Here is a 14,068-nt window from a genome sequence, read left to right as displayed (position 1 = left end):
GTGCAACTGACGGAACTGATTGAAACCACGGTCGTGGGACTCGGCTACGAGCTCGTCGATCTCGAGCGCACCGGGCGCGGCATGTTGTGTATCTATATCGACCAGCCGGCCGGCATCGCAATCGAAGACTGCGAGAAAGTCACGCGTCAGCTCCAGCACGTTCTGACGGTCGAAAATATCGATTACGAGCGGCTCGAAGTTTCGTCGCCCGGTCTCGACCGCCCGCTGAAAAAACTGGCGGATTTTGAACGTTTCGCGGGCAGCGAAGCGGTTATCACACTGAAAAAGCCATTAGACGGTCGGAAATCGTACCGGGGTATTTTGCATGCCCCGCAGGGCGAGACGATCGGTCTCGAATTTGAAGGAAAAGAAGGCGCCGCGATGCTCGATTTCACGCTCGCGGACATGGACAAGGCGCGCCTTGTTCCGAAAGTTGACTTTAGGAGCCGCAAACAATGAGTCGCGAAGTGTTGATGCTGGTGGATGCGCTGGCACGCGAGAAGAATGTCGATAAGGACGTGGTATTTGCCGCGCTCGAAGCGGCTCTCGCTTCGGCCTCCAAGAAACTCTTCGAAGAAGATGCGGATATCCGCGTCCACATCGACCGTGAAAGCGGCGAGCACGAAACGTTTCGCCGCTGGAAAGTGGTGCCGGACGAAGCCGGTCTGCAGGAGCCGGATCAGGAAATCCTGCTGTTCGAGGCGCGCGAGCAGCAGCCCAACATCCAGCTCGACGAGTTCATCGAGGAGCCGGTGCCGTCGATCGAATTCGGCCGTATCGGCGCGCAGGCGGCCAAGCAGGTGATCCTGCAGAAGGTGCGCGATGCCGAGCGCGAGCAGATCCTGAACGACTTCCTCGAGCGCGGCGAACACATCATGACCGGCTCGGTGAAGCGCCTCGACAAGGGCAACTTCATCGTAGAGTCGGGCCGCGTCGAAGCGCTGCTGCGGCGTGACCAGCTGATCCCGAAGGAAAACCTCCGCGTGGGCGACCGCGTGCGCGCGTATATCGCAAAGGTCGACCGCACCGCGCGTGGTCCGCAGATCGAGCTGTCGCGTACGGCGCCGGAATTCCTGATGAAGCTGTTCGAGATGGAAGTGCCGGAAATCGAGCAGGGCTTGCTCGAGATCAAGGCGGCCGCACGCGATCCGGGCGTGCGCGCGAAGATCGGTGTAGTCGCTTATGACAAGCGCATCGATCCGATCGGCACCTGTGTCGGTATTCGCGGCTCGCGCGTGCAGGCCGTACGCAACGAGCTCGGTGGCGAAAACGTCGACATCGTGCTATGGTCGGAAGACCCCGCCCAGTTCGTGATCGGCGCGCTCGCGCCGGCAGCCGTGCAGTCGATCGTCGTCGATGAAGAAAAGCATTCGATGGACGTCGTCGTCGACGAGAACGAACTCGCGGTCGCGATCGGCCGCAGCGGCCAGAACGTGCGACTTGCCAGCGAGCTCACCGGCTGGCAGATCAACATCATGACGCCGGACGAATCTGCGCAGAAGCAGAATCAGGAGCGCGGCGTCCTGCGTGACCTGTTCATGGCGCGTCTCGATGTCGACGAGGAAGTCGCCGACATCCTGATCGACGAAGGCTTCACGAGCCTCGAAGAGATCGCCTACGTGCCGCTCAACGAAATGCTCGAAATCGAGGCATTCGACGAAGACACCGTTCACGAACTGCGCAACCGCTCGCGCGACGCGCTGTTGACGATGGCGATCGCGAACGAAGAAAAGGTCGAGAATGTAGCGCTCGACCTGAAGAGCCTGGACGGCATGGACGCCGACCTGCTCGCGAAACTGGCCGAACATCAGATCCAGACTCGCGACGAACTCGCCGAGCTGGCCGTGGATGAACTGGTCGAGATGACTGGGATGGGAGAGGATGCCGCTAAGGCGTTGATCATGAAAGCACGTGAACACTGGTTCCAGTGAGAAATGACCATGGCGCACTGAATTGAACGCGGCCGCGAGGCCGCATGACCCGATGCTAACCGCAAGGAATCGGTCCTTGCATTAAGAGGAATGAATGGCGAGTAACAACGTAGCCCAATTTGCCGCGGAACTGAAAATGCCTGCTGGCGTGCTGCTCGAGCAGCTGCAGGCAGCGGGCGTCCAGAAAGCGAGCGAAGACGACAACCTGTCCGAGGCGGACAAGGCGCGTCTGCTCGATCACTTGCGCAAGTCGCATGGCTCGAACGATGCCGACAAGCGCAAGATCACGCTGACGCGCCGGCATACGTCGGAGATCAAGCAGTCCGATGCGACGGGCAAAGCTCGCACCATTCAGGTCGAGGTGCGCAAGAAGCGCACGTTCGTCCGCCGCGACGAGACCGTCGCGGAAGGCGGGGATGCATCGAATCATGTGGCCGAAAACGCGGACGTCGAGGATCTCGAACTGCAGCGTCGTGAGGAAGAAGCACGTCACGAAGCGGAGCTGCTCGAAAAGCAGGCACAGGAGCTGAAGGCGCGTCAGGAACAGCTCGAGCGCGAAGAGGCCGAGCGTCAGGCGCGCGAGCAGGCTGCCGAAGCCGAACGTCAGCGCGCGGAAGAAGAAGCGAAGAAGCGGGCAGCGGCTGCGGCCGATGCGGCGGCTCGCGAGAAGGCTCAGCAGGCGGCAGCGCAAGCCGCTGCGCCGGTTGCCGCGAAGGCAAGCGAGCAGGACGACGAACGCGCGGCAGCGGAACGCGCCGCGCAACGTGAAGCTGCGAAGAAAGCGGAAGACGCTGCGCGCGTGGCTGCCGAAAAGGCGCGCGCCGAACAGGAAGAAATCGCCAAGCGCCGTGCGGCGGCCGAAGCCGAAGCGCGCGCGATTCGCGAAATGATGAACACACCGCGCAAGGCGCAGGTGAAGGCGCCGGAACCGGCACCGAAGCCCGTCGAGCCGGCCAAGGCTGCCGAAGCCAAAGGTACGCTGCACAAGCCGGCGCGTCCGGCTGGCGAAGCACCGGCTCGCCCCGCAGCCAGGAAGCCGGCGGCCGCGGCTCCGGCACCCGCAAGCGCACCGTCCGCGGGCGACAAGAAGAAGCCCGGCGCCGGCGGCAAGGGCGGCGGCAACTGGCAGGACGACGCAGCGAAGCGCCGCGGCATCAAGACGCGCGGCGATTCAAGCGGCGGCGTCGATCGCGGCTGGCGCGGCGGTCCGAAGGGTCGTGGCAAGCATCAGGAGCAGACCACCACGTTCCAGGCGCCGACCGAACCGATCGTGCGTGAAGTGCACGTGCCGGAGACCATCACGGTGGCGGATCTCGCACACAAGATGGCGGTGAAGGCTTCGGAAGTCATCAAGGTGATGATGAAGCTCGGCCAGATGGTCACGATTAACCAGATGCTGGACCAGGAAACGGCGATGATCATCGTCGAGGAACTGGGCCATCGTGCGCTCGCGGCGAAGCTGGACGATCCGGAAGCCATGCTGGTCGAAGGCGAAGCGAGCGATGCTGAAGCGCTGCCGCGTCCGCCGGTCGTTACCGTCATGGGTCACGTCGACCACGGCAAGACCTCGCTGCTCGACTACATCCGCCGCGCGAAGGTTGCGGCAGGCGAAGCGGGCGGCATTACGCAGCACATCGGCGCTTACCACGTCGAAACGCCGCGTGGCGTGATCACGTTCCTCGACACGCCGGGTCACGAAGCCTTTACGGCAATGCGTGCCCGCGGTGCGAAAGCAACGGACATCGTGATCCTGGTGGTGGCGGCCGACGACGGCGTGATGCCGCAGACGAAGGAAGCGATCTCCCACGCGAAGGCTGGCGGCGTGCCGCTCGTCGTCGCGATCAACAAGATCGACAAGCCGGAAGCGAATCCGGAGCGCGTGAAGCAGGAACTCGTCACGGAAGGCGTCGTGCCGGAAGAGTACGGCGGCGACTCGCCGTTCGTGCCGGTGTCGGCGAAGACTGGCGCGGGCATCGACGATCTGCTCGAAAACGTGCTGCTGCAGGCCGAAGTGCTGGAGTTGAAGGCACCGGTCGAATCGCCGGCCAAGGGGCTCGTGATCGAAGCGAAGCTCGATAAGGGTAAGGGTCCGGTCGCAACGATCCTCGTCCAGTCGGGTACGCTGAACCGCGGCGACGTCGTGCTGGCAGGCAGCGCCTACGGTCGCGTGCGCGCCATGCTCGACGAAACCGGCAAACCGACCAAGTCGGCTGGTCCGTCGATCCCGGTCGAAATTCAGGGTCTGTCGGAAGTGCCGCAGGCTGGCGAAGAAGTGATCGTGATGCCGGACGAGCGCAAGGCGCGTGAAGTTGCGCTGTTTCGTCAGGGCAAGTTCCGCGACGTCAAGCTCGCGAAGCAGCAGGCCGCGAAGCTCGAGACCATGCTCGAGCAGATGGGCGAAGGCGAAGTGCAGTACATGCCGCTCATCGTCAAGGCCGATGTGCAGGGTTCGCAGGAAGCACTGGTGCAGTCGCTGCAGAAGCTCTCCACCGACGAAGTGCGCGTGCAGATCGTGCATGGCGCGGTCGGCGGCATCAGCGAGTCGGACGTCAACCTCGCGACGGCGTCGAAGGCGGTCATCATCGGCTTCAACACCCGCGCGGATGCGCAAGCTCGCAAGCTCGCGGAAGCCAATGGCGTCGATATCCGCTACTACAACATCATCTACGACGCCGTGGATGACGTGAAGGCGGCGATGTCGGGCATGCTGGCGCCGGAGAAGCGCGAAGTCGTGACGGGCACGGTCGAAGTGCGCCAGGTCTTCAAGGTACCGAAGGTCGGCACGGTGGCCGGCTGTATGGTCACGGACGGTTTCGTCAAGCGCTCGTCGTCGGTGCGCGTGCTGCGCAACAACGTTGTCATCTTCACGGGCGAGCTCGATTCGCTCAAGCGCTTCAAGGACGATGTGAAGGAAGTCCGTCAGGGCTTCGAGTGCGGTATGTCGATCAGGAACTTCAACGATATCGTCGAAGGCGATCAGTTCGAAGTCTTCGAGGTCACCGAAGTCGCGCGTACGCTGTAATCCACGCGGCACGGCACAGCGGGCGGAACGGGCTTGACGCCCGCTCCGCCCGTTGTTTTTGAGCCCGCTGCGTCGGGTTTGTCGCTGGCTTCGTTGCCGCGTTCGTCGCAAACGGACTCTCACCGGTCGCGGCGATCGCGACGCCGTCGTATCGAATGGATAACGAACACGGCTCGCGCGAACCAATTTTTGCATCCGTTATAGCGGAGCACACAACACCATGCCTAAGAAACGTACTACTCCCAATCGCAACGTGCAGATCGCCGATCAGATCCAGCGCGACCTGGCCGAGCTGCTGCGCGAGGTCAAGGATCCGCGCATCGGTATCGTCACGTTTCAGAGCGTCGAGCTGACACCCGACTACGCGCACGCGAAGGTGTACTTCACGACGCTGACGGGCGACCCGCAGCAGACGCTGGAAGCGCTGACGCACGCGGCCGGCCATCTGCGCAACCTGCTGTTCAAGCGCCTGCATATCCATACGGTGCCGACTCTGCATTTCCACTACGACAAGACGATCGAGCGCGCCGTGGAGATGTCGCGGTTGATCGACGAGGCAAATTCCACGCGCGCGAAAGACGACTGAGCGTCTGCGATGCGTCGCGTTCCGCGCGGCGCCGTTTTTCGTGTTTCCCGAACGTTCTGCCTTCCTCGACATGACCGCACCTCAACGCCCCCGCGTGCCGCGTCGCGCGCTCGACGGCGTGCTGCTGCTCGACAAGCCGCTCGGCCTGTCGAGCAACGACGCGCTGATTCGTGCGAAACGTCTCTATCTGGCGAAAAAGGCGGGCCACACCGGCACGCTCGATCCGCTCGCCACCGGCTTGCTGCCGCTTTGTTTCGGCGAGGCCACCAAGTTTTCGCAAGACCTGCTCGAAGCCGACAAGACCTACGAGGCCACGATGCGCCTCGGCATCCGCACGACCACCGGCGACGCCGAGGGCGAGGCGCTCGACATCCGCGCCGTCGACTGCGACGAAGCGGCGGTGCGGGCGGCTTTGCGGGGATTCATCGGCGAGATCGTTCAGGTTCCGCCGATGTACTCGGCGCTCAAGCGCGACGGCAAGCCGCTGTATGAGTACGCGCGCGCCGGTCAAACGGTCGAGCGGGAAGGGCGGCCGGTGACGATTCACGCGCTAGAGCTGATTGCGTGCGCGCTGCCGGATGTCACGTTTCGCGTGACGTGCAGCAAGGGCACGTACGTGCGCACGCTTGCCGAGGATATCGGCGAGGCGCTCGGCTGCGGCGCGCATCTGGTTGCGCTGCGCCGCACCGGCGTCGGCGCGCTGACGCTGGATCATTCGGTCACGCTCGACGCGTTGTCCGCCGCGACCGAGCTCGAACGCGACGCATGGCTGCAGCCGGTCGACGCATTGCTGTCGACGTTCCCGCAGGTCACGCTGAACGACGACGACACGCGTCGCTTCTTGCACGGCCAGCGCCTGAAGCTGTCGTCGTTGACGATCGCCGCTGATGCCGCGAATGCCCCGCGTGTGAGGGTGTACTCGGCGCAGGGGCGGCTTCTGGGGGTCGCAAAACCGGGCGAAGGGGTGCTCGCGCCCGAACGTCTGGTCGTGACGACGGAGAGCTAGAGGCCGCCGTTTTGCCAGCACCGCGCCGACAATAAAAAAGCGGGATCGCCATCGTGCGATCCCGCTTTTTTCACGCCCTACAGTGGAGCGGTGTCGAACTCAAGCAACGCCCCGAATACGACTCAATGCGCCGCAGCCGCCGCCGCTCCCGAGTCGCCGCCCGCCCGTTCCGGCCGCGTGATCCAGATCAGCGCAATCAGCGCGACAAAAATACCGGCCGAAATGAAGAACAGATCGTTCACGCCGAGCTGCGCGGCCTGCTGCGTGACCATGGTGTTGAAGAGACCATAGGTCTGCTGCTGGTCCAGGCCCGCCGCGCCCATCTGATGAATCGACTGACCAAACACCGGGTTGTAGGCGTTCGCCTGCTCCGTCAGTTGCGCGTGGTGCATGATCGTGCGGTGATCCCACGCGGTCTGGAAAATCGACGTGCCGATACCGCCGCACATGATCCGCACGAAGTTCGACAGCCCCGAGGCCGCCGGAATCCGATGGCCCGGCAAGCCCGACAGCGTGATCGACACGAGCGGTATGAAGAAGCCAGCCATGCCGATTCCCTGAATCAGCGTGGGCAGCATCAGCGAGTACGTATCGACGCCCGTCGTATAGCGCGAGCGCATCCAGAAACACAGCGCGAAAATCAGGAACGACAGCGTCGCGATATAGCGCGGATCGGTGCGCGGCAGCACCTTGCCGGTGATCGGCGACAACAGGATCGCGAACACGCCGACGGGCGCCATCACGAGTCCCGCTTCGGTCGCGGTGTAGCCGATATCGGTCTGCAGCCACAGCGGCAACAGCACGAGATTGCCGAAGTAAAGCCCATAGCCGATCGACAACGCGATCGTGCCGCCAGTGAAATTACGTCGGCTGAACAGCGACAGGTCGACCACCGGATGCTCGGCCGTCAGCTCCCACACGATGAAAAACGCGAGCGCGATCACCGCGACGAGCGCGAGCACGACGATCGTCGTCGACGAGAACCAGTCGAGGTCCTTGCCCTTGTCGAGCATGACCTGCAGCGAGCCGACCCAGACGATCAGAAGACCGAGACCGACGCCGTCGATTGGCGCCTTCTTGATCACCGAGTCGCGGTTGCGGAAGATCATCCACGTGGCGGCGGCCGCGACCGCGCCGACCGGAATGTTGACGTAGAAGATCCACGGCCACGAGATGTTGTCGGAAATCCAGCCGCCGAGAATCGGACCGGCAACCGGCGCGATCAGCGTGGTCATCGCCCACATCGATAGCGCCATTGGCGCCTTCGCGCGCGGATAGCTCGCGAGCAGCAGCGTCTGCGACAGTGGGATCATCGGGCCGGCCACCGCGCCTTGCAGCACGCGCGACGCGAGCAGGAACGGCAGGTTCGGCGACAGCCCGCACATCCATGACGACAGCACGAATAGCACGATCGACGCCATGAACAGCCGCACCTGACCGATGCGGTCGGTGAGCCAGCCGGTCAGCGGCACCGAGATCGCGTTGGCCACCGCGAACGATGTGATCACCCACGTGCCCTGGTCGGACGACACGCCGAGGTCGCCGGAAATCGACGGGATCGACACGTTGGCGATCGACGTGTCCAGGACGTTCATGAACACGGCGAGCGACACCGCGATGGTGCCGATCACCAGTTGCGCGCCCTCGAGCGGCGGGTGAGGGACTTGCGCCTGAGCCTGAGCCATTAAAAGAGCCTTCTAGGAATCGTCGGGCGGAGCCTTAGCTCTTGTGGGCAGCCGGTTTCGTGGCGGCCGCGGCGCTCGCCGCGGTCGACTTCTGCGCGCCGCCGTTCGCGTTCTGGCCAGCGTTTTCCGCGATGATGCGCGCGATTTCCGCGTCGGCTTCGGCGCCGTACTTGTCGAAGACGTTGGTCTGGTAGGCCGTGGACGGCGCCTGACCGAGCTGGCCGCCGGTGTCGTCCTTGATGTTCACGTCAGCCTGCATCGACAGACCGATACGCAGCGGATGCTTCTCGAGTTCCTGCGGATCGAGCGAAATACGCACCGGCAGACGCTGCACGACCTTGATCCAGTTGCCGGTCGCGTTCTGCGCGGGTAGCAGCGAAAACGCCGAGCCAGTGCCGGCGGAGAAGCCGATCACCTTGCCGTGATACGGCACCGAAGAGCCGTAGACGTCGGCCGTCAGTTCGACCGGCTGGCCGATGCGCATGTGCTTCAGTTGCACTTCCTTGAAGTTCGCATCGACCCACACGTCATGCAGCGGCACGATCGCCATCAGCGGCGTGCCCGGCGACACGCGTTGGCCGACCTGCACCGAACGTTTCGCGACATAGCCGGTGACCGGCGCGGGCAGCGTATTGCGAGCGTGGTTCAGGTACGCGTCGCGCAGCTTCGCGGCGGCGGCCTGCACGTTCGGGTGATTCGCGATCGTGGTGTTCGCGGTCAGCGCGCGATTTGCCGCGAGTTGCTGTTTGGCGGCGTCGAGCGCGGCTTGCGCGCTCTTCACGGCGTCGCGTGCGTGCGAGATTTCTTCCTGCGATACCGCGCCGGTCTGCGCGACCGTCATACGGCGCTTCAGGTCGTCCTGGGCTCGCGACAGGTCCGCCTGGCTCGCCGCGACCCGCGCTTCGTACTGGCTGTCGTCGGCGAACAGACCCCGCACTTGACGCACCACCTGCGCAAGATTGGCCTCGGCCTGTTCGAGCGCGACGCGCGCGTCGGCGGGGTCGAGCACGACGAGCGGGTCGCCGGCCTTGACGACCTGGGTGTCGTCCGCATTGACTGCGATCACGGTGCCCGTGACCTGCGGCGTGATCTGCACGACGTTGCCGCTCACGTAGGCGTCGTCGGTGTCTTCATGGAAGCGTGCGTCGAGGAAGTAGTACAGGCCGTACGCGACCGCGGCAATCAGGATCACGATGACGAGCAGCGTCATCATGCGCTTGCGTTTGCCGTTGTTCGCCGCTTGCGGTGGAGTGGCGGGCTGCTGGGGAGTGCTCATTGATGTGCTCCGGGTTCTTTTGAACGTCGTCGTTTGTTCGGTGTTCGTGTGTATGCGTGTGTGTTGGCGCGGGCGGTCTCGCTCAGTTCGCGGCGGTGCTCGTGGCGTGGTTCGCGGAGTTGGCCGATGCGGGAGCATCGGTCGGCACGATGAGACCGGTCTGGGTCGCGTCGAAGCCGCCACCCAGTGCCTTGATCAGGCCGATCTGCAGACTGCGGCGGCGCATCTGCAGACCCGTGACCGTCTGCTCGGCGGCAAGGCGGTTGTCGTCGGCGGTTAGCACCTGCAACTGCGGCGACAGGCCGGCCTTGTAGCGGATCACGGCCAGCTGGTATGCCTTGCTCGACGCCTCGAGCGCGCGCTGGGCGTCGCCTTCCTGGCGGTCGATCGAGCGGATCGACGACACCTGCGTGGATACGTCCTGCAGAGCGTTGATCAACGTCTGGTTGTAGTTCGCAACGTCGCCCTCGAAGTCGGCGTAGCGGCCCTTCAGCTGCGCGCGCAACGCGCCGGCGTCGAAGAGCGGCAGATGGATCGCCGGGCCGAACTGGATCTGACGGCTCGACGAGGTCAGGAAACGGCCCCAGCCGAACGCGTCGAAGCCGAAGCCGGCCGCGAGATTCACGTCCGGGTAGAACTCGGCTTTCGCTTCCTTCACGTCGTGCATCGCGGCTTCGACCTGCCAGCGCGCGGCGACGATGTCCGCGCGACGCGCCACGAGGTCGGCCGGGATGTTGTCCGGCAGCGCGACCACGTTGCCGCCGGAGAGCACCGGCTTGTCGATCTGCAGGCCGCGGTCCGGGCCTTTGCCGAGCAGCGCGCCCAACTGGTAGCGCACGACGGTGATCTGGCCGTCGAGATCGGTGAGGTTCGACTGGCTCGTCGCGATGTTGCCGGCGGCGGTCTGCTTCTCGACGTTGGTGTCGAGACCGGCCTTCACGCGGTTGTCCGTGATACGGCCGACGTCCTGGCGGTTCGCGATTTCACGCGCGGCGATGTCGCGGAACGCGTACAGCTGCGCGAGCTGGTTGTAGGTGCTCGCAACCGACGCGGCGAGCGTCACGCGCGCCTGCTGCAAGTCGGCTTCGGCGGCTTTCTGCTGCGATACGGCCTGGCCGAGGCGCTGACGATTCTTGCCCCACAGGTCGAGATCCCACGATGCGCTCGCGAGCACGTTGTTCTCGCTAAACCAGGTGCCGCCGAACGGAGGTGGGAAGAGGGCGTTCGCCGAGTACAGTTCGCGGGTCCACGAATAGTTCAGTTCGGCCTTCGGGAATAGCGCCGAGCGCGAGCTTTCGATATACGACGAAGCCTTCGCGAGCCGCGCCTGCGCCTGGGCGATCGACGGGCTGCCCTCGAGCGCTTCCGCGATCAGCTTCGGCAGTTGCGGGTCTCCGAACTGGTTGGCCCAGTCGAGCGATGGCCACTGGCCGCCCTCGTTGGGCAGACTCTGCGTCGACTCGTACTGCGTCGGCGAGGCGATCTGCTTGTCGCTCTTGACGCCGAAGTAGTTCGCGCACCCCGTGAGGGCGAGCGCCGTCACCGCGGCGGCGACAGCGGCCCGGCTCGACAGCGCGGGCGCGGACAGGGAAAGGGATTTCATCGCTCGACTCTTCTTTGAGTGGAATGTAGTGATGGACGCAGCAAGCAAGCTATTACGATTTGCTATCGGGATGGCTCGAGGCATCGCGGGAAAGTCCCGTGTATTCGCCGGAATTGGCGAGCACGCGGCGCAGCATGCTCTTCAGGAAGCCCACTTCCTCCGGGGTGAACCCGTTCAGCAGGGTGTCGAGCACGCCGTTGAAAATTGCCGGCATGCGGGCCGCGATCGCATTGCCTTCCGGCGTCAACGCGAGGCGCACGACGCGCCGGTCTTCGTTACTGCGCACCCGCGTGAGCAGGCCGCGCTTTTCGAGTCGGTCGATCAGGCGCGTGACGGCGCTTGCGTCGATACCATATTCACGGGCCAACTCGGCCGCGAGCAGGCATTTGCCGCTCGCCACCATGAACAGGATGCTGCCTTGCTGGCTAGTGATGCCGAGCTCGGCCATGCTGCGCTGCGTAACCAGATTGTGCAGAGTCGATTTCACCCGCGAGATGAGATAACCGACGCTTTCGCCGAGTTGATACTCGCTGAGGTCCGGCGTGGGGTCGTGGGACGGCTCCGTCATGATTCTCGTGCGATTGCAATGGTTGACTAGGCATTAGTATAGCTGGCTGTTGATTGACACGACAAGCGTAAATACAGCTTAGGCAAGGATTATTTCCTGCTCTAGCGAGATGCCGTACGGATTGGCGTAGGGCGCGGATGACGCGGTATTCGCAAAGCTCAACGGGGACCCGCAGAGCTACGGTCTATCGGGGAATACCAGAAAGGATCATCAGCGCGTGCTATACTTTTGGGTTCCCAAAAGTGCGCTTTGGGCTTGTTGTCGTGGTTTGGCTCCTCAACCAGCAGCATAAGCAAGCGGCGCACTCAACCGTCTTCAGGTTTCCTATGACCCGCGCCCTACGCAACATTGCCATCATTGCTCACGTCGACCACGGCAAGACTACGCTCGTCGACCAGCTCCTCCGTCAGACCGCCACGTTCCGCGAGAACCAGCAGATCGCCGAGCGCGTGATGGACTCGAACGACATCGAAAAAGAGCGCGGCATCACGATCCTGTCGAAGAATTGCGCGGTGGAGTACGAAGGCACGCACATCAATATCGTCGACACGCCGGGGCACGCCGACTTCGGCGGCGAAGTTGAGCGCGTGCTGTCGATGGTCGACTCGGTGCTGCTGCTCGTCGACGCGGTGGAAGGCCCGATGCCGCAAACCCGCTTCGTCACGAAGAAGGCGCTCGCGCTCGGCCTGAAGCCGATCGTCGTGATCAATAAGGTCGACCGTCCGGGCGCGCGGGTCGACTGGGTGATCAACCAGACCTTCGACCTGTTCGACAAGCTCGGCGCAAGCGAAGAGCAGCTCGACTTCCCGATCGTCTACGCATCGGGGCTGAACGGCTATGCGGGTCTCACGCCTGACGTGCGCGACGGCGATATGCGTCCGCTGTTCGAGGCAATCCTTCAGCACGTGCCGGTGCGCCCGGCCGATCCGGAAGGTCCGCTGCAACTGCAGATCACGTCGCTCGACTACTCGTCGTACGTCGGCCGTATCGGCATTGGCCGTATCACCCGCGGGCGTATCAAGCCGGGCATGGCCGTCGCGGTGCGCTCGGGCCCGGAAGGCGAAATCCTCAATCGCAAGATCAACCAGGTGCTGTCGTTCAAGGGCCTCGATCGCGTGCAGGTCGACTCTGCCGAGGCGGGCGACATCGTGCTGATCAACGGCATCGAGGAAGTCGGCATCGGCGTGACGATCTGCTCGCCGGAACAGCCGGAAGCGCTGCCGATGATCACCGTCGACGAACCCACGCTGACGATGAACTTCCTCGTCAACTCGTCGCCGCTCGCGGGCCGCGAAGGCAAGTTCGTCACGAGCCGTCAGATCCGCGACCGCCTGATGAAGGAACTGAATCACAACGTCGCGCTGCGCGTGCGCGATACCGGGGACGAAACCACGTTCGAAGTGGCGGGCCGCGGTGAGCTGCACCTGACCATTCTGGTCGAAAACATGCGCCGCGAAGGCTACGAGCTGGCCGTGTCGCGTCCGCGTGTCGTGATGCAGGAAATCAACGGCGAGAAGCACGAGCCGTACGAAAACCTGACCGTCGACATGGAAGACACCCACCAGGGCGGCGTAATGGAAGAACTCGGCCGCCGCAAGGGCGAAATGCTCGACATGGCGTCGGACGGCCGTGGCCGCACGCGTCTCGAGTACCGTATTTCGGCACGTGGTCTGATCGGCTTCCAGTCGGAATTCCTCACGCTGACGCGCGGCACGGGTCTGATGAGCCACACCTTCGATTCGTACCAGCCGGTCAAGGAAGGCGCGGTCGGCGAGCGTCGCAACGGCGTGCTGATCTCGCAGGACGACGGCGCGGCAGTCGCGTACGCATTGTGGAAGCTGCAGGACCGCGGCCGCATGTTCGTGTCGCCGGGTGAAGCGCTGTATGAAGGCATGATCATTGGCATTCACAGCCGCGACAACGATCTCGTCGTGAACCCGATCAAGGGCAAGCAGCTCACCAACGTGCGCGCGTCGGGCACCGATGAAGCGGTGCGTCTCGTGCCGCCGGTTCAGCTGTCGCTCGAATACGCTGTCGAGTTCATCGACGACGACGAGCTGGTCGAAGTCACGCCGAAGTCGATCCGTCTGCGCAAGCGCTACCTGAAGGAACACGAGCGCCGCAGCGCCAGCCGCAACAAGGTTGCCGGCGAATAAGCGGGACTCGAATCCGTCTGGACAGCAGGCAACGGAAGCCACCTTCGGGTGGCTTTTTTGTTTTCGGCGCGTCGGCACTTGTGGCGTTGCATCATGCCTAGGCACTTTCCGGACGACACAGGTGTAGACACCTATTGCGCAATTCGCCTTCTCATTTTCTACAGAAGACTATTGCGCGCTTTGAAGAAGCACCCCGTCACCCGCGAAACGCCCGCCATCACAGGCTTTCCCGCGT

General features: G+C 63.7%; 10 protein-coding genes. 6 read left to right on the top strand and 4 right to left on the bottom strand.

All coding sequences use genetic code 11. The features are described from left to right. From rimP to truB, 5 genes are all read left to right on the top strand, one after another. On the top strand, positions 1-459 hold the full coding sequence (gene rimP / locus QFZ94_RS23730; RefSeq protein WP_006052964.1) for a ribosome maturation factor RimP: 459 nt from the start codon (positions 1-3) through the stop codon (positions 457-459). Further along, a complete protein-coding gene (gene nusA, locus QFZ94_RS23725) occupies positions 456-1,931 on the top strand; it encodes a transcription termination factor NusA (RefSeq protein WP_018432253.1) in 1,476 nt (491 codons plus the stop codon). Before rimP ends, nusA begins: the two co-directional genes overlap by 4 nt. Positions 1,932-2,025: 94 nt before the next feature. Further along, entirely contained in the window at positions 2,026-4,953 is a 2,928-nt protein-coding gene (gene infB, locus QFZ94_RS23720) for a translation initiation factor IF-2 (protein WP_368582703.1), read from the top strand. 220 nt (positions 4,954-5,173) lie between these two features. Continuing rightward, positions 5,174-5,539, top strand: a complete 366-nt coding sequence (gene rbfA, locus QFZ94_RS23715) for a 30S ribosome-binding factor RbfA (RefSeq protein WP_008922231.1) — start codon at positions 5,174-5,176, stop codon at positions 5,537-5,539. A gap of 70 nt (positions 5,540-5,609) precedes the next feature. Beyond that, on the top strand, positions 5,610-6,545 hold the full coding sequence (gene truB / locus QFZ94_RS23710; protein ID WP_368582704.1) for a tRNA pseudouridine(55) synthase TruB: 936 nt from the start codon (positions 5,610-5,612) through the stop codon (positions 6,543-6,545). Between the two features lie 122 nt (positions 6,546-6,667). Here the strand turns inward: truB and QFZ94_RS23705 are convergent, their stop codons facing one another. The 4 genes from QFZ94_RS23705 to QFZ94_RS23690 form a co-directional block, all read right to left on the bottom strand. Further along, the gene (locus QFZ94_RS23705) at positions 6,668-8,230 is read right to left on the bottom strand and encodes a DHA2 family efflux MFS transporter permease subunit (protein WP_368582705.1); all 1,563 of its coding nucleotides are present in this window, start codon (positions 8,228-8,230) and stop codon (positions 6,668-6,670) included. A 34-nt stretch (positions 8,231-8,264) separates the two neighbouring features. Beyond that, a complete protein-coding gene (locus QFZ94_RS23700; RefSeq protein WP_176108913.1) occupies positions 8,265-9,506 on the bottom strand; it encodes an EmrA/EmrK family multidrug efflux transporter periplasmic adaptor subunit in 1,242 nt (413 codons plus the stop codon). A gap of 82 nt (positions 9,507-9,588) precedes the next feature. Beyond that, complete coding sequence (locus QFZ94_RS23695) at positions 9,589-11,109, bottom strand: efflux transporter outer membrane subunit (protein WP_429459943.1); 1,521 nt, start codon at positions 11,107-11,109, stop codon at positions 9,589-9,591. A gap of 52 nt (positions 11,110-11,161) precedes the next feature. Beyond that, complete coding sequence (locus QFZ94_RS23690; RefSeq protein WP_410848951.1) at positions 11,162-11,677, bottom strand: MarR family winged helix-turn-helix transcriptional regulator; 516 nt, start codon at positions 11,675-11,677, stop codon at positions 11,162-11,164. 326 nt (positions 11,678-12,003) lie between these two features. On the opposite strand from QFZ94_RS23690, the gene typA reads away from it, so the two are divergent. After that, positions 12,004-13,833, top strand: a complete 1,830-nt coding sequence (typA, locus tag QFZ94_RS23685; protein ID WP_176108910.1) for a translational GTPase TypA — start codon at positions 12,004-12,006, stop codon at positions 13,831-13,833. Positions 13,834-14,068: the final 235 nt, after the last annotated feature.

The organism is Paraburkholderia sp. JPY465, assembly GCF_050436725.1.
Classification (GTDB): domain Bacteria; phylum Pseudomonadota; class Gammaproteobacteria; order Burkholderiales; family Burkholderiaceae; genus Paraburkholderia; species Paraburkholderia youngii.
The sequence above is the reverse complement of the archived record's forward strand: the minus strand, read 5'-3'. Positions and strand labels throughout refer to the sequence as shown.